Raw genomic sequence first — 20,714 nt, 5'->3', positions numbered from 1 at the left:
GCGAATGGCAGCGACTCGATTTCGGTTGTTGGCACAAATCTCGCTATGTAATCGATACAGGTAACCAACGGCGGTTGCCCCACCTACGACAAAGACGTCGCGCACCTCATTTGCCCTTGGCGGATCGGGTGGCGGCGTTTTTTCGTTTTGGCCCCACAGCACGGGGCCGGTGGTGCGGCCGTATCGGCGCCCCACCTGCAAGCTCATGACTCCTTTCGAGACTCTTCACAGCTGAGGTGCGCAATGAATTCAAGCTTCTGGAAATCCGGCCATACACCCACATTGTTCGCAGCGTTCCTCTATTTCGACCTGAGTTTCATGGTCTGGTACCTGCTCGGTCCTTTGGCGGTACAGATCGCCGCCGACCTGCACCTGACGACGCAGCAACGGGGGTTGGTGGTCGCCACGCCGATTCTGGCCGGGGCGGTGTTGCGCTTCGTGATGGGGATGCTGGCTGATCGCCTGTCGCCCAAAACCGCCGGCCTGATCGGCCAGGTCATCGTGATCTGCGCCCTGTTCGGTGCCTGGAAACTCGGGATCCACAGCTACGAGCAGGCGTTGCTGCTGGGCCTGTTCCTCGGCATGGCCGGCGCTTCGTTCGCCGTCGCCCTGCCCCTGGCCTCGCAGTGGTATCCGCCGCAACATCAAGGCAAGGCCATGGGCATCGCCGGCGCGGGTAACTCGGGCACGGTGTTAGCCGCATTGATCGCCCCGGTGCTGGCAGCAGCATTTGGCTGGAGCAACGTGTTCGGGTTTGCCCTGATTCCGCTGATCCTGACCCTGATCGTCTTCGCCTGGCTGGCCCGCAATGCCCCCGAGCGGCCAAAAGCCAAATCCATGGCCGACTACTTCAAGGCCCTGGGTGATCGTGACAGCTGGTGGTTCATGTTTTTCTACAGCGTGACGTTCGGTGGCTTCATCGGCCTGGCCAGCGCCCTGCCCGGTTATTTCAACGACCAGTACGGCTTGAGCCCGGTGACTGCCGGCTACTACACCGCTGCCTGCGTATTCGGCGGCAGCCTGATGCGCCCCCTGGGTGGCGCGCTGGCTGACCGCTTCGGCGGCATTCGAACCCTGTTGGCGATGTACACCGTCGCGGCGATCTGCATTGCCGTGGTCGGCTTCAACCTGCCGAGTTCCTACGCCGCACTGGCGCTTTTCGTCTGCACCATGCTCGGTCTGGGTGCAGGCAATGGCGCGGTGTTCCAGTTGGTGCCCCAGCGTTTTCGCCGGGAAATCGGCGTGATGACCGGCCTGATCGGCATGGCCGGCGGCATCGGCGGGTTTGCCCTCGCGGCCGGCATGGGCGCGATCAAGCAAAGCACCGGCAGCTATCAACTGGCGCTGTGGTTGTTCGCCAGCCTCGGCGTTCTGGCCTGGTTCGGTCTGCACGGCGTGAAACGTCGCTGGAGAACCACCTGGGGTTCGGCCGCCGTGACGGCTGCGCGGGTCTGACGCCTCGATGAGCCTGCAACTGAGTTTCGCCGAAGCCAGCGCCATCGGTCCTCGCGAGGAAAACCAGGATGCCCTGCGCCTTGTCACGCCGGCTCCGGCGCTGGCCGCAAGCAAGGGTTACCTGTTCGCGATTGCCGACGGTGTCAGCCAGTGCGTCGATGGCGGTCTGGCTGCCCGATCGACGCTGCAGGCCCTGGCGCTGGATTACTACGCCACGCCGGAAACCTGGAGCGTCGCACAGGCACTCGATCGTCTGCTGCTGGCGCAGAACCGCTGGTTGCAGGCCAATGGCGGCGGACAACCGCTGCTGACCACTCTCAGTGCGCTGGTCCTGCGTGGGCGGCGCTTTACCCTGGCCCATGTCGGCGATTGCCGGGTGTATCGCTGGCACGCCGACCAATTGCAGCGAATCAGCGAGGATCACGTCTGGGACCAGCCGGGCATGCAGCATGTGCTGAAACGGGCGCTGGGGCTCGATCAACACCTGGTGCTGGATTTTCTCGACGGCGAGTTGCGCCCCGATGAAAGCTTCGTCCTGCTCAGCGACGGCGTCTGGGCCGTCCTGGGCGATACCGCGATTGCCGCGATCCTGCGCGATCAACCGGACTTGCACAGCGCTGCGCAAACCCTGGTCAATGCCGCACACCTGGCGGGCAGCCAGGACAACGCCAGCGCCTTGCTGGTGCGGGTCGATGCCCTCGGCGAAGCGAGCATTGGCGATGCGTTGATGCACTTACAGCAATGGCCACTGCCGCCAGCCCTGAAACCGGGTCAGGCGTTCGAAGGCTGGCAGGTCGAGGGAATCGTCGCACAGAGCCAGCAATCGCTGCTTTATCGCGTTCGCGACAGTCAGCAACAACCCTGGCTGCTGAAAACCCTGCCCGGGCGTCTGCACGACGATCACCAGGCCGGGCAAGCGTTACTGTCGGAAGAATGGTTTCTCAAACGCGTGGCCGGGCGACACTTTCCTGAAGTCCATGCCGCCAGCCAGCGTCAGCATTTGTACTACGTGATGCGTGAATATTCGGGCGCTACCCTGGCCAAACGGCATGAGCACAGCGGACCCTTGCCGCTGCCCCAGTGGCAAGACATCGCCGAACGCCTGCTGCGAGCGGTCGGTCTGTTGCATCGACGGCAGATCCTGCATCGCGATATCAAACCGGAAAACCTGTTGCTGGGAGACGATGGCGAGTTGCGCCTGCTGGATTTCGGCCTGGCCTACTGCCCCGGACTCTCGCAAGACCTGCCCTGGGCGCTGCCGGGCACACCCAGTTACATCGCGCCCGAAGCCTTTCGCGGCGATGTACCGACGCCACGGCAGGACTTGTACGCCGTCGGTGTGACCCTGTATTTCCTGCTCACCGGGCACTACCCCTATGGCGAAATCGAAGCGTTCCAACGCCCCAGGTTTGGCCTCCCCGTCAACGCCAGCCGCTACCGGCCCGACCTGCCGGACTGGATCGCCCATAGCCTGGAACGCGCCGTGGCGGCGGCCCCCGACCAGCGTTTCGAAACGGCGGAAGAATGGCTGCTGCTGATGGAACAGGGCGAACGCCGCAGCTTGAGCGTACGCCCCAAGCCTTTACTGGAGCGCGAGCCGCTGAAGGTCTGGCGGACATTGGCGCTGGTGTCGTTGCTGCTCAATCTGGTGCTGCTGCTGGTTGCGCTCCATTAGCGGGCAACGCGCCTTGAATCGGTGCACGCCCTCACGGTTCTGCCCTTGTGAACGGGGAAAAAGCCAACAAATACGGGTTTTGAGCGACTTGGCATAACCGCTGCATTACCTCTTGCAACAGACATACAGCGCAGGCTTCAACGACGAAGGTTGCACTTCCCGAGAGAACGGGACCAGGACAAAGGCGTCCTCGCTAGGCAACTAGCGGGACGCCTTTTTTTGTTTGCGCAAAATTTGTCGAGCATGGCCTGAACCCTGATGAGGCAGGCCTGAGCTCCCCGGAGAACCTGATGAAAAAACTAAAACTGGTGATGATCGGCAACGGCATGGCCGGGGTCCGGACCCTGGAAGAGCTGCTCAAACTGAGCACTGAGCTGTACGACATCACGGTCTTCGGCGCCGAACCGCACACCAACTACAACCGCATCCTCTTGTCGCCGGTGCTGGCGGGCGAACAGACCTTCGAAGAGATCGTGCTCAACGACCTGGACTGGTACCTGGAAAACAACATCAAGCTGCTGCTCAACCGCAAGGTGGTGGAGATCGACCGGGTCAGGCGCCGGGTCATTGCCGAAGACGGCAGCGAAGCCGAATACGATCGCCTGCTGATTGCCACCGGCTCGACGCCCTTCATCCTGCCCATTCCCGGCAACACCCTTGAGGGCGTGATCGGCTACCGCGACATCGCCGACACCCAGGCCATGATCGACACCGCGAAAACCCATCGGCACGCCGTGGTGATTGGTGGCGGCCTGCTCGGCCTCGAAGCCGCCAACGGCCTGATGCTGCGGGGCATGCACGTCACCGTGGTGCATATCGGCGAGTGGTTGCTGGAACGGCAACTGGACAAGACCAGCGGCCAGCTACTGCAAAGCGCGCTGGAATCTCGCGGCCTGCACTTTCGCCTGTGCGAGCAGACCCAGGCCTTGCACGACGCGGGCAATGGCCGGGTCGGTTCGGTGCAATTCAAGAACGGCGACATCATCCCCGCCGACCTGGTCGTGATGGCTGCCGGCATTCGCCCCAATACCGAACTGGCGGAGAAATCCGGCATTCCGTGCAGCCGCGGGATTCTGGTCAACGACACACTGCAAACCTACGACCCACGGATCTATGCCATCGGCGAGTGTGCCAGCCACCGCGGCATCGCCTATGGTTTGGTGGCGCCGCTGTTCGAACAGGCCAAGGTCTGCGCCAACCACCTCGCCCAACTGGGTTTTGCCACCTACAAGGGGTCGGTGACCTCGACCAAACTGAAGGTCACCGGCATCGACCTGTTCTCCGCCGGCGACTTCATGGGCGGCGAAGGCACCGAGACCATCACCCTCTCGGACCCGATTGGCGGGGTCTACAAGAAATTGGTGATCAAGGATGACGTGCTGGTCGGCGCCTGCCTGTACGGCGATACGGCAGACGGCGGCTGGTATTTCCGGCAAATCCGTGAGAATCACGCCATCGGCGAAATTCGCGATCACCTGATGTTTGGCGAAAACGCTTTGGGCGATGTAGGACATCAAGGCCAGGACAAAGCCATGAGCATGGCCGACACGGCCGAAGTCTGCGGCTGCAACGGTGTGTGCAAGGGCACCATCGTCAAGGCCATTCAGGAACACGGACTGTTCAGTGTCGACGACGTCAAGAAACACACCAAGGCTGCCAGCTCCTGCGGCTCCTGCGCCGGCCTCGTCGAACAGATCCTGATCAACACCGTGGGCGGCGCGGCGGACGTCAAACCGAAAAGCGAAAAGGCCATCTGCGGCTGCAGCGACCTCAACCACGGGCAAATCCGCCAGGCCATCCGCGAGCAGCACCTGCTGACCATCGCCGGCACCATGAGCTACCTGAACTGGCGCACACCCAACGGCTGCGCCACCTGCCGCCCGGCGCTCAACTACTACCTGATTTCCACCTGGCCAGGGGAAGCCAAGGACGATCCGCAATCGCGTCTGATCAACGAAAGGGCCCACGCCAACATTCAGAAAGACGGCACCTACTCGGTAGTCCCACGGATGTGGGGCGGTGTGACCAATCCTTCAGAGCTGCGGCGCATTGCCGACGTCGCCGACAAGTACAACGTGCCGATGGTCAAGGTCACCGGTGGCCAGCGCATCGACTTGCTGGGCATTCGCAAGCAAGACCTGCCGGGGGTGTGGAAAGACCTGGACATGCCGTCCGGCCACGCCTACGGCAAATCCATCCGCACGGTGAAAACCTGCGTCGGCAGCGAGTTCTGCCGCTTTGGCACCCAGAACTCCACACAACTTGGCATTGAACTGGAACATGACCTGTTCAACATGTGGTCGCCGCACAAGGTGAAGCTGGCTGTCTCCGGATGCCCGCGCAACTGCTCGGAAGCCGGTATCAAGGATGTGGGAATTATCGGTGTGGACTCCGGCTGGGAGATGTACATCGGAGGCAACGGCGGGATCAAGACCGAAGTCGCGGAATTCTTCGTCAAGCTGAAGACCGCCGAAGAAGTGCGCGAATACAACGGTGCGTTCCTGCAGCTCTATCGCGAAGAAGCCTTCTACCTCGAACGCACCGTGCACTACCTGCAACGGGTCGGCATGGAACACATCAAGAAAGCCGTGCTGGAAGATCCGGAGCGGCGCAAGGCGCTCAACGATCGCCTGCAGTTCTCGCTGTCGTTCGAACAGGACCCGTGGAAGGAGCGCCTGGAACAGCCACAGCTGAAAAAAGAATTCGACGTCATCCCCGTGAAAAACCTGGAGGTGCTGGCATGAACTGGCTGGATATCTGCGCACTGGAAGATATCAATGCCCTGGGCTCGCGGATCATCACCGGGCCAAAGGGAGACATCGCGATTTTTCGTACCAGCGACGACGAAGTGTTCGCCCTTGACGACCGCTGCCCGCACAAGGGCGGTCCGTTGTCCCAAGGCCTGGTCTACGGCAAGCGGGTGGCCTGCCCGTTGCACAACTGGCAAATCGACCTGCAAAGCGGCGAAGCCCTGGCCCCGGATATCGGCTGTGCCCATCACCATCTGGCCCGGGTGGAAAATGGCCGGGTGATGCTGGCCCTGCGGGATGCAGGCTGATGGACCGCCAGATCACTGCATCCACCTGCTGTTACTGCGGGGTCGGCTGCGGCGTGCTGATCGAGCACGACGGCGAGCACATCCTCGGCGTCAGCGGCGACCCGGCGCACCCGGCCAATTTCGGCAAACTGTGCAGCAAGGGTTCGACCCTGCACCTGACCGGCGACTTGACGGCGCGGGCGCTGTACCCCGAACTGCGCCTCGGCAAAGGCCTGGCCCGCCACCGCACCGACTGGGATACCGCCCTCGATCACGCCACCAGCGTGTTTGCCGCGACCATTGCCGAACATGGCCCGGACAGCGTCGCGTTCTACATTTCCGGGCAACTGTTGACCGAGGACTACTACGCCTTCAACAAGCTGGCACGTGCCCTGGTAGGTACCAACAACATCGATAGCAATTCGCGCCTGTGCATGTCTTCGGCGGTGGTTGGCTACAAGCGCAGCCTGGGTGCCGACGCCCCACCGTGCAGCTACGAAGACCTGGAGCTGAGCGATTGCGTGATGATCGTCGGCAGCAACATGGCCTATGCCCACCCGGTGCTGTTTCGCCGGCTGGAAGCCGCCAAATCCCGCCGGCCGCAGATGAAGGTCATCGTCATTGACCCACGTCGCACAGACACCTGCGATCTGGCTGACCTGCACCTGGCGATCTTGCCGGGCACCGATGTCGCCCTGTTCCATGGGATTTTGCATCTGCTGCTGTGGGAAGACTGGATCGACCGTGACTTTATCCGGGACCACACCGACGGCCTGGCCGAGCTGAAAAACCTGGTGCGTGACTACACGCCGCAAATGGTTTCGCAGCTCTGCGGAATCAGCCTCGAGCAATTGCAGCAATGTGCCGAGTGGATCGGCACGTCACCGAGCTTTCTGTCGCTGTGGTGCATGGGGCTTAACCAGTCCACCGCCGGCAGCGCGAAAAACAGTGCACTGATCAATCTGCACCTGGCCACCGGTCAGATCGGTCGTCCCGGCGCCGGACCTTTCTCCCTCACCGGTCAGCCAAATGCCATGGGCGGGCGGGAAACCGGCAGTTTGTCCAACCTGCTGCCCGGCCACCGTGACGCCGCCAATGCACAACACCGTGCGCAAGTGGCGTCCTACTGGGGCGTCGAGCAACTACCGGAAAATCCCGGGCTCAGCGCGATCGAGCTGTTCGAGCAAGTGCGCAACGGCAAGATCAAGGCGTTGTGGATCGCCTGTACCAACCCCGCGCAATCCATGCCGGACCAGACAGCCGTTCGCGAAGCCCTGCAAGCCTGCCCGTTCGTGGTGTTGCAGGAAGCCTTTAGCACCACTGAAACCGCGAAGTTTGCCGACCTTCTGCTGCCCGCCGCCAGTTGGGGGGAAAAGGAAGGTTGCGTGACCAACTCCGAGCGGCGCATTTCCCACGTACGCCAGGCAATCGTCGCACCGGGTGAGGCGCGGCCGGACTGGGCAATCACCGTAGATTTCGCACAACGCCTGGAAAAACACCTGCGTCCCGGCCAAACCAGCCTGTTTGAATTTGATAATCCCGCTCAGGTCTTTGATGAATACAAACATCTGACTCACGGTCGCGATCTGGATCTGTCCGGTATCAGCCATGCACTGATCGATCATCTCGGCCCGCAGCAGTGGCCCTTCCCGGCGGGTGCCGTTGAAGGCACGGCACGGCTTTACGTCGACGGGAAATTTGCCACTGCCAATGGGCGCGCACAGTTCGTGGCCGATCCATACCGCGCCGCCAAAGAGCAACGCGATGCACGCTTCCCGCTGACCCTGATCACCGGTCGCCTGCGCGATCAATGGCACGGCATGAGCCGCACCGGCACCGCCGCGCAGTTATTCGGCCATGTCAGCGAAGCGGAGTTGAGCCTGCACCCGGACGAACTGCGTCGCCATCGCCTGCAGCCGGGGGATCTGGTCAGCCTGAAAAGCCGCCGCGGCGCAGTCGTCGTCGCGGTTGCCAGCGATGACAGCGTGCGCCCGGGCCAGGCCTTTTTGCCGATGCATTGGGGTGACCGTTTTCTCAAGGGCGGGGTGAACAGCCTCACCCTGCCCGCCTTCGATCCTTTGTCGAAACAGCCCGAACTTAAACACAGCGGCGTTCGCCTGGATCCGGTGGATTTGCCCTGGAAACTGTTCGCACTGATCGAGGGCGATGTTCAACGGCATTTTGAGACGCTACGACCGCTATGCGAGGCATTTTCCTACGTCAGCCTCAGCCTGGTTGGCCGTGAGCGCCCTGCCCTGCTTGTACGGGCTGCCAATACTTCAGCACCTTCGGCAGAGCTGCTAAGCGAAATCGATAAAAACCTGGCGCTCGATGACGGCCCGGTACTGGCTTACGACGACCCTCGACGGGCCATTGGCAAGCGCGTGCGAATCGAAAATGGCCGGATCACTGCCATTCGATTGGCCGGTGAAACCCTTGCCCAGCACTGGTTGCAGGGGCTGTGGCTCGAAGGTCGCGCGGACCAGCAACTGCGGCGCTGGCTGCTTGCGCCGCTGAGCGCACCACCGGGCAATCTCGACGCGCCCGTCAACGCGAACAAGATCCTGTGCAATTGCAAGAACGTCGGCCAGAACGCGATCTGCGCCGGCATCAGCCGTGGCCTGGACTTGCAGGGACTCAAGCAGGAACTGGGTTGCGGCACGCAATGCGGGTCCTGCGTTCCGGAAATCAAACGTCTGCTGGCTGCCACGGCGCAACCAGTCACCGTCTTCTCGTGAGGAAAACACTATGAGTGCAAAAGTCTGGCTGGTAGGTGCGGGCCCGGGTGATCCGGAGTTGCTCACGTTGAAAGCGGTACGCGCCTTGCGCGAGGCTGATGTGGTGCTGATCGATGATCTGGTCAATGTCGCGGTACTCGAGCATTGCCCTGGGGCGCGGATCATCCCGGTAGGCAAGCGCGGCGGCTGCCGCTCCACCCCGCAAGCGTTCATCCATCGCCTGATGCTTCGTTATGCCCGGCAGGGCAAATGCGTGGCGCGGCTCAAGGGCGGCGATCCGTGCATTTTCGGTCGAGGTGGTGAAGAGGCGCAGTGGCTGCGTGAGCGTGGGGTCGAAGCCGAGCTGGTCAACGGCATCACTGCCGGGCTGGCGGGGGCAACGCAATGCGATATTCCGCTGACTTTGCGCGGTGTCGCCCGTGGTGTCACGCTGGTCACCGCACACACCCAGGACGACAGCCAATTGAACTGGCAGGCACTGGCCCAAGGCGGAACGACGTTGGTGATTTACATGGGAGTGGCCAAGCTCGGTGAAATCCGTGAGCAGCTGTTGGCCGGCGGCATGGCGACGGATACGCCCGTGGCCATGATTGAAAACGCCTCTTTGCCCCATCAACGGGAATGTCGGAGCACTCTCACAGACATGGATGAAGCTGCCTACAGATTCCAACTGAAAAGCCCTGCCATACTGGTGATCGGTGCAGTGGCAACCTGTGCAACTCAATCCCTTTGGGAGCGTGATTTACCTGCGATGGCGGCAGATCAGTCAGCGTAGTTTCAGCTGTTTCACCAAATCGCAGACAAAGAAAAGCCCGGCCTGAGCCGGGCTTTTCAGAGCTGCGAGCTAATTACTTAGCTTGAGCTTCAACCTGCGCTTCTACGCGACGGTTAACAGCGCGACCAGCTTCAGTTTTGTTGTCAGCAACTGGGCGGGATTCGCCGTAGCCAACGGACTGAACGCGGGACGACTCAACACCGTACTGGTTGGTCAGAACTTGCTTAACGGCGTTTGCACGACGCTCGGACAGTTTCTGGTTGTAAGCGTCAGGACCGACGGAGTCAGTGTGACCTTCAACAGTAGTGGTGGTGGATGGGTACTGCGTCATGAAGTCAGCCAGGTTCTTGATGTCGCCGTAGCTGTTTGGCTTGACTACCGACTTGTCGAAGTCGAACTTCACGTCCAGCTCTACACGAACGACTTCAGCAACAGCTGGGCAGCCATCAGCGTCAACAGTTACGTTGGCCGGGGTGTCCGGGCACTTGTCAACGTTGTCGCAAACGCCATCGTTGTCGCTGTCGGAGCAAACTTCTGGTACTGGAGCTGGAGCAACCGGCTTGCTGCCGCCGCCGAAGTTTACACCGACACCGACGCTAGGAGCCCACTCGGTGTTACCCTGGTCGATGTTGTACTGAGCTTCAACGCCAGCACGGGCGTAGAAGTTGTCGGTGAAGTACAGCTTGGCACCGCCGCCAACGTTGGCGAAGGTGGAACGGTCACGGCTGTTCGAACCGAACTGGTCGATGCTCTGGTCGGAGAAACCGCCCGAGACGTAAGGACGCAGCATGTCACCTGGGTTGTTGAAGTGGTACAGAGCGTCCAGAGCGGTGTTCGCGCCCTTTACGTTCTTGCCGTCGTTGGTAACGGCGTTGTGCACTTCGTCATAGGCCAGACGCAGTTCAACGTCGTCAGTCAGGAAGTAACCGATAGAACCACCCGGCAGGATGCCGTCGTTCTTGAAGTTACGGTCGCTATCGAAATATTGCTTCTTTGCGTAGCCTTCGATTTCAACTGCGCCTTGGCCCTGTGCCAATGCGCCGAACGAAGTAGCGGCAATAAGAGTACCAATGGCCAAGCCCAAGGTGTTTTTCAGTTTCATCCGTTAAATCCCCATCTGGTGATTGTGAAGCAGTCCCGCAAACCGGGGGACAACTCGGCGGCAAGTCTAACAGAACTTGCCTACACGTAAGAGATATTTGCGCTGAACTAAGTTTCAGCAATGCCTGCAAATTTCTCACGCAATTTATCTAGAGCGCGTTTGTACCGCATTTTTGTTGCACTCAAACCCATATGCATGATGTCTGCGATTTCCTGAAACTCCAGCTCTGCGACAAATCGTAGCACCAAAATTTCACGGTCAATCGGGTTCACATACACCAACCAGCGATCAAGTCCGCCCTTTTCCTCAGGTTTCGGCGTCTTTTCTTCGGACGCTTCCTCGAGGGGGTCAAGACTCAAAGCGTCCATCAAGCGACGCTTTCGCCGTTCCTTGCGATACTGTGTGATGCACTCGTTGTACGTGATGCTATATAGCCATGTCTTGAACTTCGATTTACCTTCGAAGTTCTTCAGGCCATACAGCACCTTTAACATGACCTCCTGACAGACATCGTCTGCGTCGCGATCGTTCCCGAGATACCGTGCACACACATTAAATAATGTCCGCTGGTAACGCCGCATCAGTTCTTCATAGGCGCGTGTTACGTGAAACAGCTCGGAATGCGCGCGCGCGACCAACTCCTCATCAGAGAGCTCGCGGGGGTCGTAGCGCATGGATAGCGATTGGGCTTTATTCAAAACAAGTCGGGCCGACAGTCAGGTCAATGTCCGCCGCAGCCAGCTTCAGCAGGCATTTTGCGGCGGCATACATTAGCAGGGTTTGCCGGGTTAGCGGCTACTCACATGCTGCTCAAGGAGGATCCGATTGGAAAGAGAGACTAGCTCACCCTCATCGGTCAGCAATGTGGTTTTAACCGTGCCGATCTCTTCGATCTGGCCTTCGACCTCGCCAACACGCACTTGTTGCCCAACCTGGTACAGCTCACGCACGTAGATTCCCGCAAGAATCTGGCCGGCAATTTCCCGGCTTCCCAACCCCATGGCCAGCGCTACCGCCAGACCAACGGTTATCAACACAATCACGATCACATGGTTCAGCAGGTCAGTCTTGACCTCCAACTGGCTGATCGCAACCGAAATACTGATGATGATCACCAGGCCCTGGGCAATTCGTCCAAGCCCTGAAGCATAGTCCAGACCTACGCCTTCTGCCGCTCCGCGCACCAGCCCGTTGGCCAGTTGCGCCAGCAAGACACCTACCAGCAACACCAGCGCCGCGCCGAATACCTTCGGCAAATACAACGCAAGCATATCCAGCGTAGCTGAAACTCGCTCAAGTCCAAGGGATTCCGCGGCAGAAACCAGAAAAATGAGCAGAACGAACCAATAGACGATCTTGCCGATCAGGGTCGAAATAGGAACTTGCAATCCAGCACGGGACAGCAATTTGGTGAGGCCGGTGCCCCCCATCAAGCGGTCAAGGCCCAGTTTGGCGAGCAACTTGGAGAGCAAGGTGTCGAGCAGCTTGGCCACGACAAAACCCAGCAGCAGCACAACCAGAGCGCCGAACAGGTTCGGAATGAAGTTCGCAACCTTGGTCCACAACGCAGTCATTGCAGTGACGAGGCTCTGAGTCCAGAGATCAAGTTCCATATTCAATCAGCCTTATCAGCAGTGCGGGCAGCAGGTTTACGAAGACGGGATACCGGCGCGACATGGGCCGATCCGTTATTCAGGGCGATCATCAGTGCGGGCAGCCAGCGCCCCAGCAGGCTGAACAAATCACCGGCGCCGACCTGACGGTTGGCGGTTTTCAGCACGCGCCCAAGGCACGCATCGTCGTCCCGGGTGGACGGTGAGGCCTTGAGCATGTCGCGTAAAGACTGTTCAAACGGATCGTGCATACGCACCTCTCGTGATGTCTGTGAAAGACGCGGTGAAAATTGCTCGGGTCACATGACTGTCCGTCAGACCCAGCGCAAACGTCGGTACAACCACCACTGCCCCAACGCCACCGAGACCACCAAAAGGCAAGCGATCAGGAAACCATACGGGCTCGCAGAGAATGGAATGCCACCGACGTTGATCCCCAAAAGCCCGGTCAGAAAACTCATTGGCAAAAAGATCCCGGTGATGACACCGAAGCGATACATCGTGCGACTCATGCGCAGGCTCAATCGCCGGTCTTCCGCCTCCAGCACAAGCCCCACGCGCTCCCGGGTCAACTCGAGCTCTTCGAGATAACGGGTCAGGCTGTTGTTCAATTCGTTCCAGTAATCGCCATCGTCCTCGACAAACCAGGGCAATTTGATCCGAGTCAGTTGACCGAAAATGTCCCGCTGCGGAGCGAGAAAACGCTTCAACGCAGCCGCCCGGCGACGAATCTGCAAAACCGCCCCGTGCTCAGGAGTATACCGTTCGTCGGCATCCAGCTTTTCTTCTTCCTCATCGACCACTTCCGAGAGGTCACTGACCAGATCCTGCACCTTGTTGGTGAGGTACTGCGCCATGCAAAGGATGAGTTCGGAGGCTGTTTTCGGCCCCTTGCCTTCGGACAGTTGCACCAGCAACTCTTCAGTGGCACGCAACGGACGCAAACGCAGGGAAATGACACGCTGGGCAGAGCCGAAGATCCGCACCGACACCATGTCTTCCGGTTCGGCACCGGGGTTCAGATTGACCCCGCGCAAAAATAGCAGCAGTTCGCTGTCCGAAAGTTGTAAAAGTCGCGGACGGGTGTTTTCTTCGAGTAACAGGTCACAGCTGAACTCGCTCAGACCGCTGGATTTGCGTAACCAGGTCCGGGTTTGCGGATGACTGCGATCCCAGTGCAGCCACAGGCTTTCATCGGCCTGCAGCTGCAAGTCATCGAGTTCAGTCCGGGCAATCGAACGCGCGCCGCCTCTACCGTCCAGCACCAGGGCATGCACCAGCCCCCATTGCGCGTTTTCTTCCTCGAACATCCTCACCCCTTTGGCTGGCTCAACGTTTTATTCAGGCATCTTCAGCGGGATTGGCGAGATGATCACGCCATTGTTGTCCGCATAAATGTATTCGCCTGGACGGAACGTCACACCGGCAAACGTCACCACAACGTTCAGATCGCCGAGCCCGCGCCTGTCGGATTTCCTCGGGTGGCTGGCGAGGGCCTGAACGCCCAGATCGGTCTGTGCGATGATATCGACGTCACGGATGCAACCGTAGATCACCAGCCCTTCCCAACCGTTTTTCGCGGCTTTCTCGGCCAGCATGTCACCCAGCAACGCATGACGCAGGGAACCGCCACCGTCTACCACCAGCACTTTGCCATCCCCCTTGAGCTCGACTTGCTCCTTGACCCGCGAGTTGTCTTCGAAGCACTTGATGGTCACGATTTCGCCGCCGAACGAATCACGGCCGCCGAAATTGCTGAACATCGGTTCCAGCACCTGCACCAGTTCCGGATAGGCGTCGCACAGGTCAGGCGTGAGGTAATGGATCATCGAGAAACTCCTGTAAAGAGGAAGACAGCACGAACATCAGTGATGACTCAGTCACGGAAAGTGACCGGAACAGCTCAATGCGTCATATCTTAGCCGCAAGCCGATCAGAGCGAAATGCCCTTGTTAGAGCGTCAGGTTCAGATTGCCGCAGCCAAATCCTGTTGTGCGCCTGGCAAAGGTGTCTGCTGATCAGCCAACCAGCGAGTCACCAATGGCCAGACTTCAGCCTGGGCTGCCTTGCTGACGAGCATCTCCACGTGACCGAAATTGTCGCCGAAGCCCTGCTCGCGCCCCAGATTGATGAATTGCTTGTGCTGCGAACCGACCTGATCGAACAACTTGCGACACGCCCAGGCCGGGTCCTGATGATCACCCGCGGCACTGACCGCCAGTACGGGCAACTTGACCTCGGCCAGGCCTGCCCACCAGTCCTTGTCGGCATCGCCGAAGCGCCCGAACAAGCCAAACCAGCGCATGCTTTCCAGGGCCAGGCCGATGGGCTCGTCCTCCGGGCCGCGCTTGAGCCTTGAGCCGGACAACTGGGCAAAACGCTTGAGAATGAAGCGACCGCTCCACTCCACCGGCGGAATCTTCAATGGCCAGTAGGTGCGGCTGACTTGTGTACCGAAAAACGCCGCCGAGGCCACGACCTGCTCACCGATGTACTCGCCACCCAGCGCTGCGGCCAGTGTAGTACCACCCAGCGAGTGACCGATCCAGTGCGGCACCTGCCCGCTCTGTTCACGCACGAACGCGCCAATGGCCGGCAGGTCATAGCGTGCGTAGTCGGCGACACGGTTCTTGCGGTAGTCGTGGTTACGCTGGGACAGGCCGTGACCGCGCATTTCCGGAATCCAGACGTCGAATCCCAGGCGGGCCAGGTAAGCGCCCAATCCCAGGCCCTTGGGGGAAAACCAGAACCGTCGATTGGAAAAGCTGCCGTGCAGCAGGATCACCGGCACGCCACGGGTTGCCAGTTCATCGGCCATGCCAAGGCGTGTCACAGCCAGTTCGACGGTGAAGTCGGGGCTGTTACCGGGTTTCAAACGATACACATCTTCGCTCAGATCGCCGCGCCGTTCGGCGCTGATCAAAGCGACAGGAAATAGGTTGCTGCTGCTTTGCATAATCTCTTGCACAAAAAAGGGCGGCATCCGGATGGAGCCCGCCCTGCTTGAATCTCAAAAAGACCGCTCCCTGTAGGAGCGAGCCCCGCTCGCGAAGAACTTCAGGACACCACGATTATCCAGGATAAACGCGTTATCGTTGGCGTCCATCGCGAGCAAGCTCGCTCCTACAAAGGCACGGCCCGTTTACACCGGATCAGGCCGAAGCTTGACCTTCAGCCAGGAAGAACCAGGTTTCCAGTACGGAGTCCGGGTTCAACGAAACGCTTTCAATGCCCTGCTCCATCAGCCACTTGGCCAGGTCCGGGTGGTCCGAAGGACCCTGACCGCAGATGCCGATGTATTTGCCGGCCTTGTTGCACGCGGCAATGGCATTGGCCAGGAGCTTCTTGACCGCCGGATTTCGCTCGTCGAACAGGTGCGCAATGATCCCGGAGTCACGGTCCAGGCCCAGGGTCAGCTGGGTCAGGTCGTTGGAGCCGATGGAGAAACCGTCGAAGAACTCGAGGAATTCTTCAGCCAGGATGGCGTTGGACGGCAGTTCGCACATCATGATCACGCGCAGGCCGTTCTGGCCACGGGCCAGGCCGTTTTCCGCCAGCAGATCGACCACTTGGCTCGCTTCGCCCAAGGTACGGACGAACGGCACCATGATTTCGACGTTGGTCAGGCCCATCTCGTTGCGCACACGCTTCAGAGCACGGCATTCGAGTTCGAAGCAGTCGCGGAACGATTCGCTGATGTAACGCGACGCACCGCGGAAGCCCAGCATCGGGTTCTCTTCTTCCGGCTCGTACAGCTTGCCGCCGATCAGGTTGGCGTATTCGTTGGACTTGAAGTCCGACAGGCGCACGATGACTTTCTTCGGCCAGAAAGCTGCAGCCAGGGTGCTGATGCCTTCGACCAGTTTCTCGACATAGAAACCGACCGGATCGTCGTAACCGGCGATGCGCTTGTCGACGCTTTCCTTGATGTCCAGTGGCAGACCGTCGTAGTTCAGCAGTGCCTTGGGGTGCACGCCGATCATGCGGTTGATGATGAACTCCAGACGGGCCAGGCCCACACCGGCGTTCGGCAGCTGCGCGAAGTCGAAGGCGCGATCCGGGTTGCCGACGTTCATCATGATCTTGAACGGCAGCTCCGGCATGGCGTCCACGGAGTTCTTCTTGATGTCGAAGCCCAGTTCGCCTTCGAAGATGAAACCGGTGTCGCCTTCAGCGCAGGAAACGGTCACGCCCTGGCCGTCTTTCAACAGCTGGGTGGCGTTGCCGCAACCTACTACCGCTGGAATACCCAGCTCACGGGCGATGATCGCCGCGTGGCAAGTACGGCCGCCACGGTTGGTGACGATCGCGCTGGCGCGCTTCATGACCGGTTCCCAGTCCGGGTCGGTCATGTCGGAAACCAGTACGTCGCCTGGCTGGACCTTGTCCATCTCGGACACGTCCTTGATGATGCGGACCTTGCCGGCGCCGATGCGCTGGCCAATGGCGCGGCCTTCCACCAGCACGGTGCCGGTTTCCTTCAGCAGGTAACGTTCCATGACGTTGGCCTGGGTGCGGCTCTTCACGGTTTCCGGACGTGCCTGCACGATGTACAGCTTGCCGTCGTCACCGTCCTTGGCCCACTCGATGTCCATCGGGCACTTGTAGTGCTTCTCGATGATCATCGCCTGCTTGGCCAGCTCGCTGACTTCGGCGTCGCTCAGGCAGAAACGCGCGCGCTCAGCCTTGTCCACGTCGACGGTCTTCACCGAACGACCGGCCTTGGCTTCGTCGCCGTAGATCATCTTGATGGCCTTGCTGCCCAGGTTGCGACGCAGGATGGCCGGACGACCGGCCGCCAGCGTGCCCTTGTGGACGTAGAACTCATCCGGGTTCACCGCGCCTTGCACGACGGTTTCACCCAGGCCGTAGGCGCCGGTGATGAACACCACGTCACGGAAGCCCGATTCGGTATCGAGGGTGAACATCACACCGGCGGTGCCGGTTTCGGAACGAACCATGCGCTGCACGCCAGCGGACAGGGCAACCAGCTTGTGGTCGAAGCCCTGGTGCACGCGGTAGGAAATGGCACGGTCGTTGAACAACGAGGCGAACACCTCTTTGGCGGCGCGAATGACGTTTTCGACACCACGGATGTTCAGGAAGGTTTCCTGCTGGCCGGCAAAGGATGCGTCCGGCAAGTCTTCGGCGGTGGCCGAAGAACGCACGGCCACGGCCATGTCAGGGTTGCCGGCGGACAGCGTGGCGAACGCGGTACGAATTTCGGCATTCAGTTTTTCAGGGAACTCGGCTTCCATGATCCATTGGCGGATCTGGGCACCGGTCTTGGCCAGGGCATTCACGTCATCGACGTCCAGGGCATCGAGTGCGTCATGAATCTGCTGGTTCAGGCCGCTCAACTCCAGGAAATCACGATAAGCCTGAGCGGTCGTGGCGAAGCCACCGGGCACCGATACACCGGCGCCTGCCAGATTGCTGATCATCTCGCCGAGGGATGCGTTCTTGCCCCCCACATGCTCTACATCATGGACGCCGAGCTTATCGAGGGAAACTACGTACTCTACCAAGGTGATCTCTCCACTAACTGTGTTGGAAAAGCTCAAAACCGGCTGCTCGGGGGAGCGTTTACCGGCTATATGGCCTGGACCTGGAAAATAAGTGAGAATGCGGGCCAATGGCGGCCGGCAAACCGCGCCTATCATATCCAAGATTCGTCACTAGCTTAAGGCCCAAGGTGCAAATGAAACGATCTGCTTTCTTTATCTCCGATGGTACCGGCATTACCGCCGAAACCCTGGGTCAAAGCCTTTTGGCGCAGTTCGAAAACATTACCTTCAGCAAAGTCACGCGGCCGTACATCGACAACGTGGACAAAGCGCGGGCCATGGTACAACAAATCAACAAAGCCGCCGAAACAGACGGCTTCCGTCCGATTATCTTCGACACCATCGTCAATCAGGACATTCGTGAGATTCTCGCAACCTCGAATGGTTTCATGATCGACATTTTCTCGACGTTCCTGGCACCGCTTGAACAGGAACTGACCGAGCATTCTTCCTACACCGTGGGCAAATCCCACTCCATCGGCTCCAACACCAATTACATGGAGCGTATCGAAGCGGTGAACTTCGCCCTCGACAACGACGACGGCGCCCGCACGCACTATTACGACAAGGCCGACCTGATACTAGTGGGCGTGTCGCGATGTGGTAAGACGCCGACGTGCCTGTACATGGCCATGCAATTCGGTATCCGCGCAGCCAACTACCCGCTGACCGAAGACGACATGGAACGCCTGCAACTGCCGTCCGCCCTGCGCGCCCACCAGCACAAGCTGTTCGGTCTGACCATCGACCCGGACCGTCTCACCGCGATCCGCAACGAGCGCAAACCCAACAGCCGCTATTCGAGCTACGCCCAGTGCGAGTTCGAAGTGCGCGAGGTCGAGAACCTGTTCCGCCGCGCAAACATCCCGCACATCAACTCCACGCATTTTTCCGTGGAAGAAATCTCCGCGAAGATTCTCGTGGAGAAAGGTGTGGAGCGGCGGTTCAAATAGTTTTTCGGTGCCTGAGCTACCGCTTTCGCGAGCAAACCCGCTCCCACACTGGATTTGCGCCGTACACAAATTTTGTGCGCACTGTAGATCCAATGTGGGAGCGGCGGTGCGGCGATCCGACTTGCTCGCGAAGAACGATAACGCGGTCTCCTAGATAACAAACAAATCCACAAACCGGTTCACCGGTGTCGCCTCAAGTTTTTGCTGATCCTTGCACAGCGCGAAAATCTCCTCGCTGCGCTGACCCGCGAATCGTGTCAGCAAGTTCGCCTTGAACTTGTCCTCCAGCAACGGAATACCTTCAGCCCGACGCCGACGATGCCCAATCGGGTATTCCACGACGACGTTTTCCGTGCTCGAACCGTCCTTGAAAAACACCTGCACCGCATTGGCAATCGAGCGCTTGTCGGCCTCCAGATATTCACGGGTGTAGCGCGGCTCTTCGACGATGACCATTTTCTCGCGCAGCACATCGATGATCGGATGCGCCTGGTGGAAATCGTCTTCGTAGTACTCCGCAACCAGGTTGCCGAAGGCCAGCGGCACGGCGGTCATGTACTGGATGCAGTGATCGCGGTCGGCGGCATTGGCCAGCGGACCGACCTTGGAAATGATGCGAATCGCCGACTCATGAGTGGTGATGACGATCCGGTCGATTTCGTGCAGACGATTGCGCACTTGCGGATGCAGGATCACCGCCGCTTCACATGCGGTTTGCGCGTGAAACTCGGCCGGGAAACTGATCTTGAACAGCACATTTTCCATCACATAACTGCCGTACGGCCGCGAGAAACTGAACCCGCGCTTGTCTTCAGGCTTGAGTGCCAGATCGCTATTGGTGTGGCTGAACAGTACGTCGTAAAAACCCCACTGCTTGGCACTCAATACGCCGGGGATGCCCATCTCGCCGCGCATAGCGATGTCCGCCAGGCGCACGCCACGGCTGGATGCATCACCTGCTGCCCAGGACTTTCGCGATCCCGCATTCGGCGCATGCCGATACGTGCGCAACGCCTGACCGTCAGCAAAAGCGTGGGACAACGCCGACAACAACTGCTCGCGATTGGCGCCCATCAGTTTGGCGATGACCGCAGTCGAGGCGACCTTCACCAGGATGACGTGATCGAGGCCGACACGATTGAACGAGTTTTCCAGCGCGATCACGCCCTGAATCTCATGGGCCATGATCATCGCCTCAAGCACCGTGCGCACGGTCAACGGCGCCTCGCCATTGGCCAGGTGCTTTTGTGATAAATGGTCGGCTACCGCGAGAATACCGCCGAGGTTGTCCGACGGATGCCCCCACTCGGCCGCGAGCCAGGTGTCGTTGTAGTCGAGCCAGCGCACAATGCAGCCGATGTCCCACGCCGCCTTCACCGGATCGAGTCGGTAACTGGTCCCCGGTACCCGGGCGCCGAACGGCACGACAGTACCTTCTACCACGGGCCCCAAATGCTTGGTGCACTCGGGAAAACGCAGGGCCAGCAAGCCGCAACCCAAGGTATCGATCAGGCAGTTGCGCGCGGTGTCCAGCGCTTGCTCGGACTCAATCTTGTAGTTCAGAACGTAGTCGGCAATATCCTGCAGGACCTGGTCGTAGTCGGGTCGGTTGTTCAGGTCGACGTTGGCGCTCATGTTCGATTCACTCTATGAAGTGGGTCGTTGATGGGACCTCGGTTCAGGGCATTCTCAGCGGGTTACTACTTTCTTGTTTTGGTATTGCATTCAAAATGTGGGAGCGGGCTTGCTCGCGAAGACGGTGTGTCAGTCGACATCAATATTGCCCGATTCACCGCCTT

The 20,714-nt window shown here is 59.8% G+C and carries 16 protein-coding genes; 7 read left to right on the top strand and 9 right to left on the bottom strand.

All coding sequences use genetic code 11. The features are described 5' to 3' along the window. Positions 1–243: 243 nt before the first annotated feature. The 6 genes from KGB28_RS24850 (at position 244) to cobA (ending at position 9,680) form a co-directional block, all read left to right on the top strand. The gene (locus KGB28_RS24850) at positions 244–1,455 is read left to right on the top strand and encodes a nitrate/nitrite transporter (protein WP_223448273.1); all 1,212 of its coding nucleotides are present in this window, start codon (positions 244–246) and stop codon (positions 1,453–1,455) included. Positions 1,456–1,462: 7 nt separating this feature from the next. Beyond that, entirely contained in the window at positions 1,463–3,130 is a 1,668-nt protein-coding gene (locus KGB28_RS24845) for a bifunctional protein-serine/threonine kinase/phosphatase (RefSeq protein WP_223448272.1), read from the top strand. A gap of 290 nt (positions 3,131–3,420) precedes the next feature. Next, positions 3,421–5,874, top strand: coding sequence for a nitrite reductase large subunit NirB (nirB, locus tag KGB28_RS24840; protein ID WP_223448271.1), 2,454 nt, complete (start codon positions 3,421–3,423; stop codon positions 5,872–5,874). Next, a complete protein-coding gene (nirD, locus tag KGB28_RS24835; protein ID WP_223448270.1) occupies positions 5,871–6,188 on the top strand; it encodes a nitrite reductase small subunit NirD in 318 nt (105 codons plus the stop codon). The genes nirB and nirD overlap by 4 nt, the downstream gene beginning before the upstream one ends. After that, positions 6,188–8,905: a nitrate reductase gene (locus KGB28_RS24830; RefSeq protein ID WP_223448269.1), complete on the top strand. Its 2,718-nt coding sequence runs from the start codon at positions 6,188–6,190 to the stop codon at positions 8,903–8,905. Before nirD ends, KGB28_RS24830 begins: the two co-directional genes overlap by 1 nt. A gap of 10 nt (positions 8,906–8,915) precedes the next feature. After that, positions 8,916–9,680 carry a uroporphyrinogen-III C-methyltransferase gene (gene cobA, locus KGB28_RS24825; protein ID WP_223448268.1) on the top strand — a complete coding sequence of 255 codons (765 nt, stop codon included), beginning with the start codon at positions 8,916–8,918 and terminating at the stop codon, positions 9,678–9,680. Positions 9,681–9,753: 73 nt separating this feature from the next. On the opposite strand, the gene KGB28_RS24820 is transcribed toward cobA, so the two are convergent. The 8 genes from KGB28_RS24820 to ppsA form a co-directional block, all read right to left on the bottom strand. Continuing rightward, positions 9,754–10,782 carry an OmpA family protein gene (locus tag KGB28_RS24820; RefSeq protein WP_150724654.1) on the bottom strand — a complete coding sequence of 343 codons (1,029 nt, stop codon included), beginning with the start codon at positions 10,780–10,782 and terminating at the stop codon, positions 9,754–9,756. Between the two features lie 107 nt (positions 10,783–10,889). Further along, positions 10,890–11,480, bottom strand: a complete 591-nt coding sequence (sigX, locus tag KGB28_RS24815) for an RNA polymerase sigma factor SigX (protein ID WP_150753300.1) — start codon at positions 11,478–11,480, stop codon at positions 10,890–10,892. Positions 11,481–11,570: 90 nt separating this feature from the next. After that, a complete protein-coding gene (locus KGB28_RS24810) occupies positions 11,571–12,395 on the bottom strand; it encodes a mechanosensitive ion channel family protein (RefSeq protein WP_008048604.1) in 825 nt (274 codons plus the stop codon). A gap of 2 nt (positions 12,396–12,397) precedes the next feature. Further along, positions 12,398–12,646 carry a hypothetical protein gene (locus KGB28_RS24805; protein WP_007996720.1) on the bottom strand — a complete coding sequence of 83 codons (249 nt, stop codon included), beginning with the start codon at positions 12,644–12,646 and terminating at the stop codon, positions 12,398–12,400. Between the two features lie 63 nt (positions 12,647–12,709). Continuing rightward, on the bottom strand, positions 12,710–13,705 hold the full coding sequence (locus KGB28_RS24800) for a zinc transporter ZntB (RefSeq protein WP_223448267.1): 996 nt from the start codon (positions 13,703–13,705) through the stop codon (positions 12,710–12,712). A 27-nt stretch (positions 13,706–13,732) separates the two neighbouring features. Continuing rightward, positions 13,733–14,221 carry a ribonuclease E activity regulator RraA gene (gene rraA, locus KGB28_RS24795; RefSeq protein ID WP_223448277.1) on the bottom strand — a complete coding sequence of 163 codons (489 nt, stop codon included), beginning with the start codon at positions 14,219–14,221 and terminating at the stop codon, positions 13,733–13,735. A 140-nt stretch (positions 14,222–14,361) separates the two neighbouring features. After that, a complete protein-coding gene (locus KGB28_RS24790) occupies positions 14,362–15,351 on the bottom strand; it encodes an alpha/beta fold hydrolase (protein WP_223448266.1) in 990 nt (329 codons plus the stop codon). Positions 15,352–15,547: 196 nt separating this feature from the next. Further along, on the bottom strand, positions 15,548–17,923 hold the full coding sequence (ppsA, locus tag KGB28_RS24785; RefSeq protein WP_223448265.1) for a phosphoenolpyruvate synthase: 2,376 nt from the start codon (positions 17,921–17,923) through the stop codon (positions 15,548–15,550). 173 nt (positions 17,924–18,096) lie between these two features. On the opposite strand from ppsA, the gene KGB28_RS24780 reads away from it, so the two are divergent. After that, positions 18,097–18,915, top strand: coding sequence for a pyruvate, water dikinase regulatory protein (locus KGB28_RS24780; RefSeq protein ID WP_150724649.1), 819 nt, complete (start codon positions 18,097–18,099; stop codon positions 18,913–18,915). 150 nt (positions 18,916–19,065) lie between these two features. Here the strand turns inward: KGB28_RS24780 and prpD are convergent, their stop codons facing one another. After that, positions 19,066–20,550 (bottom strand): 2-methylcitrate dehydratase, encoded by a 1,485-nt coding sequence (gene prpD, locus KGB28_RS24775; RefSeq protein ID WP_223448264.1) that lies wholly within the window; start codon positions 20,548–20,550, stop codon positions 19,066–19,068. Positions 20,551–20,714 lie beyond the last annotated feature (164 nt).

Origin of the sequence: Pseudomonas sp. BF-R-19 (assembly GCF_019956445.1) — a bacterium.
GTDB classification, from domain to species: domain Bacteria; phylum Pseudomonadota; class Gammaproteobacteria; order Pseudomonadales; family Pseudomonadaceae; genus Aquipseudomonas; species Aquipseudomonas fluorescens_BH.
The sequence above is the reverse complement of the archived record's forward strand: the minus strand, read 5'-3'. Positions and strand labels throughout refer to the sequence as shown.